At 44.3% G+C, this 4,377-nt stretch carries 3 protein-coding genes and 1 pseudogene; 3 read left to right on the plus strand and 1 reads right to left on the minus strand.

The window, feature by feature from the left end:
• The 3 genes and pseudogenes from WBJ10_RS09810 to WBJ10_RS09820 all read left to right on the plus strand — a co-directional run.
• A pseudogene (locus WBJ10_RS09810) lies at positions 1–270 on the plus strand (bacillithiol biosynthesis cysteine-adding enzyme BshC); the annotation flags it as partial.
• A gap of 5 nt (positions 271–275) precedes the next feature.
• Entirely contained in the window at positions 276–1,373 is a 1,098-nt protein-coding gene (locus tag WBJ10_RS09815) for an Ldh family oxidoreductase (protein ID WP_424289777.1), read from the plus strand.
• Between the two features lie 68 nt (positions 1,374–1,441).
• A complete protein-coding gene (locus WBJ10_RS09820; protein WP_424289779.1) occupies positions 1,442–4,159 on the plus strand; it encodes a carboxypeptidase regulatory-like domain-containing protein in 2,718 nt (905 codons plus the stop codon).
• A 70-nt stretch (positions 4,160–4,229) separates the two neighbouring features.
• Here WBJ10_RS09820 and WBJ10_RS09825 read toward each other — a convergent pair.
• Positions 4,230–4,377, minus strand: a 148-nt coding sequence (locus WBJ10_RS09825; protein ID WP_424289781.1) for a S26 family signal peptidase, incomplete at its 5' end; no start/stop codon positions are given.

Genomic DNA, 4,377 nt, shown 5'->3' on the forward strand with positions numbered 1-4,377 from the left:
CTGGTCGCGAGTTCAGACGCAGTTAATGCCCGGCTTAACAAAGCGCTGAAAACCCTTGAAGGGAAATTAATGAGAGCTGAAAAACGAAATTATTCAGATGCGCTGAATCAAATTGATTCCTTAAAAACCCAACTTTTCCCACGCAGTGGGCTCCAGGAACGGACCGAGAATTTCGGTTTATTTTACGTGAAATACGGCAGGAGTTTTATCGACGCTCTGATTGAAAGCTTCAAGCCACTTGACCAGAAGTTCACTATAATTGAAGAATAGCATTTATGGTTTATCATACATTTGCTGAAGACTCACTCAGAAAATTCACTGTATCTATTTTTTTAAAAATGGGTTGTCCTGCGGATCATGCAGAACTTGCCGCAGACGTTCTTATTAAGTCGGATCTTCGGGGTATTGATTCACATGGCGTCGCGCGCCTAAGCGGATACGTACGGCTGTGGGAGAAGAAACGGATTAATACCAGTCCGAATATAAGGGTGGTACACGAGACTGCAACGACCGCAACTGTAGACGGTGATGCCGGCTTAGGTCTGGTGGTGGCCCCCTTCGCGATGAAAGTCGCTATAGAAAAAGCGGAAAAGTATGGCTCCGGCTGGGTTTCGGTAAAAAATTCCAACCACTTTGGAATCGCGGGATACCACACGATGCTGGCTGTTGAAAAGGATATGATTGGGTTCGCCATGACCAATGCAAGTCCCCTGGTTGCACCTACATTCGCCAATGAAAGGATGTTGGGAACCAATCCGATGTGCTATGCATTCCCGGCTGGCAAATACCCGCCTGTAATTGTTGACATGGCTACCTCCGCTGCTGCAAATGGAAAATTAGAAATCGCTCAGCGTTCTGGGAAACCGGTGCCTGATGGCTGGATCCAGGATAAAGATGGGAAACCTTCTACTGATCCCCATGAATTGAAAAAAGGCGGCTCTCTGCTGCCGCTTGGAAGCGACCGTGACCATGGGAGCCACAAGGGCTTCGGACTTAGTGCTACAGTAGATATTTTGTCCGCCGTACTTTCAGGAGCTAATTATGGGCCTTGGGTCCCTCCTTTTGTTGCTTTCCTGGAACCGTCAAATAACCCCGTAGGCGAAGGAATCGGCCATTTCCTTGGAGCTATGAGAGTGGACGGATTCCGGCCAGTAGACGAATTTAAGTCGCACCTGGATAATTGGATCGAAAGGTTTAAAACGGCTACCCCAATCTCACCAGACCAGCCTGTCATAATTCCCGGCGAACCGGAGCTTTCTGCTGAAAAAGAACGGAAGGTTTCGGGGATTCCTATCATTGACGTTGTATATGATGATTTAAATGAGTTGGCATCGAAACTGGGAGTCGGAGGTCTGAGGTCGGTAATAAGTTAAACCTACTCTTCGTTTCTCTTTTAGAACACGGTTTTTTTATATTAGCGCTATCACCTTTCCTATTAAACATGAGAATTCTACGCTTTTTATTAATTACTTTTTCTTTTCTGATTCAAGCAGGACTTGTGTATTCCCAGGACACCCTGAACCTTAATACTTTAATTGAAAAAAACCAGAAATTAATAGAAGAATATCCTACAGAAAAAGTATACCTGCATTTCGACAAGCCATACTATGCAGTAGGCGATACGATATGGTTTAAGGCCTATATTGCTTCTGGCCAGGACCTGCCTTCGGATCTTAGCAAGATAGTTTATGTGGATTTTATCTCCGAAAAAGATACACTTGTTAAGGCAATGCGCTTGCCTGTCGTCAATACTTCCGCATATGGCAGCCTAACGCTCGACCCACTGGTTTATAAATCTGGAAATTACCGGGTTAGGGCTTACACTTACTGGATGCTTAACAGTGATGAATCTTATTTTTTCACTAAAAATATTAAGATTGGAAATGCCATCAACCGACAAGTAATAACTACCATCTCAATAAAGGGCCAAAATGAAAACGGCCAGCCGAAGGCAGATGTACAAATTCTCTACAAAGACCCTTCAGGAACCATCTTAACGAATGCTCGTGTGAGCTGGCGGCTCATTTCAAATTTTGAGGAAGTATTAAAAGGCCGCGGCACAACAGATTCGCAGGGTATACTCACGCTTGCACTCACTCCGGACCAGAAAACTGCCCTTGAGGCCAGTGTACTCGAGACTATCCTGGAAACAGCAGATAATAAACAGATTACTTCTACATTTCCCATAAAAAATATCTTCGCGGAAGCGGATATCCAGTTTTTTCCAGAGGGTGGCGAGTTAATAGAAAATGTTCGTTCTAAAGTTGCATTCAAAGCTGTCGGAGAGAAAGGCCTGGGGGTCGGAGTGACGGGTGAAATCGTGGATAATACCGGAAAAGCTATGACAACGCTAAATTCGCAACACCTCGGAATGGGTATTTTAGCACTTATGCCGGAGCCAGGCCAGACATATAAAGCTAACCTTGTATTTTCTAATGGGATAAAGAAGACGGTGGCAATCCCTGCAGCGAGGCCGGCGGGCATAAGCCTATCGGCAATCAACACGGACCCGACTACCCTATTGTTAAGAATCACCAGCAACGAAGCATATTTTACCAGCAACCGAAATCAGAATTTTTATATCGTAGGCAGAAGCAAGGGCGTTATTTGTTATGCTGCCAGGGCATCACTAACATCTGCCTCTTTTGCAGCTTCCATCCCAAAAGATAAATTCCCAACCGGTATAGCACAAATCACACTGTTTTCTTCCGCAGGAGAGCCCCTAACAGAGCGGCTGGTTTTTATTAAACACCAGGATGTGATGACATTAGCGGTTAATAGCGATAAAAAGACCTATGGGGCGCGGCAGCCTGTAAAGATGACCGTTACTGCAAAAACCAATAATATTCCCATCCAGGGAAATCTTTCAATATCCGTTGTTAACGAGTCCAAAGTACCCGTTGACGAAAACAAGGAATCAACTATACTCAGCTCTTTCCTTCTGTCATCCGAGCTAAAAGGTTATATCGAAGAACCTAATTATTACTTCAATCAGCCGAACGAACAAAAACGGGCTGATCTCGATGTGCTGATGCTTACCCAGGGTTACCGGAAATTTGCCTATAAGGACATCCTTACTAACAAACTTCCGGTAGTCAATTTCCTGCCGGAACAGGGAATGGAATTTTCCGGAACATTAAGATCGGCCACCGGTATGCCTGTTGCTAAGGGTTCACTAAAGCTGGTAGTCCCGGAAAGCAGGTTTTATGCTGAAGCGATAACTGACATCAAGGGCGTTTTTAGATTTAAGAATGTGGTAGTTCCAGATTCTGCTGAGGTTTCTATCACCGCCAGAACCGCCAATGGCAGTAAAAACATGATGATTATGCTTGATGGCGCGGCGTTTCCCTCCTTAACTAAGAACGTGAATGCCCCGGACGAAGTTCTAAATATTGATAGCATTCTTACCCCTTACCTCCAGAATAGCGAAAGACAGTATAGAATGTCCACGCAAATGCTGCAGGAAGTGGTCGTTAGTGCAGCTCCGATAAAAAAGACCAGTCATGCTGATTTCCCCGCTTTAAGCGGATTAAGTATGCTCGCCGATCATACGATCGACAACGAACGGTTCAATGGCTGTAATGTGATGATTAACTGTCTACAGGGGGCAGCATCAGGACTAACATTCGCCGATAATGCATTCTACGTAACTCGGGTCTATAATAGCGGCTTGAGAGTACCCGTTGCCATATTTTTAGACGGAATGCAGATTGAAGCCAATTTCCTGAATAATATAGTTCCGTCGGATGTGGAAAGCGTCGAAATTTTCCTAAGGGATGATCTGGGCCTCATAGACCGGGCCTATGGTACAAACGGGGTCTTATCGATTTATTCTAAAAAAGATGCCAAGAAACCCGTCTCCGCTGAGGATCTTAAAAGACTGTTTCCTCCTAATAACGTGTTGACGTTTAGTCCACAGGGTTTTATCAAAAGCCGCGAATTCTATTCTCCGAAATATCTCACTCCTGAAAGCCGTGCAACAGGTTCTGATTTACGAACTACAGTATACTGGAACCCAAGGATCTTCACGGATAAGGAGGGGAAAATGTCTTTCGAGTTCTACAACGGCGACAACAAAGGATCGTTTAAAGCTATCCTTGAGGGTACTGATATTGATGGGAACTTGGGAAGGTATATTTATAGGTATAAAGTGGAATGAGAGAATTAGAAAATTAGAAAATTAAGATCTCCAAAACATTTGCTAATTCTATAATTTGCTAATTTCCTAATTAATGTATTCCCCCCAATATCCTACTCCACCTAATCTTATTCAGGAACGAAGCATTAGCATCCCAGCTCATCCAGACAAATAAAGCTTTACCAACGATGTGATCCTCGGGCACGAAGCCCCAGTACCGCGAATCAAGTGAGTTATCC

It is taken from the genome of Daejeonella sp., from assembly GCF_049655485.1.
Classification (GTDB): Bacteria; Bacteroidota; Bacteroidia; order Sphingobacteriales; family Sphingobacteriaceae; genus Daejeonella.

Coding starts and splice junctions, on each gene's coding strand:
- WBJ10_RS09815 (WP_424289777.1), top strand. CDS start 276: ATGGTTTATCATACATTTGCTGAAGACTCACTCAGAAAATTCACTGTA.
- WBJ10_RS09820 (WP_424289779.1), top strand. CDS start 1,442: ATGAGAATTCTACGCTTTTTATTAATTACTTTTTCTTTTCTGATTCAA.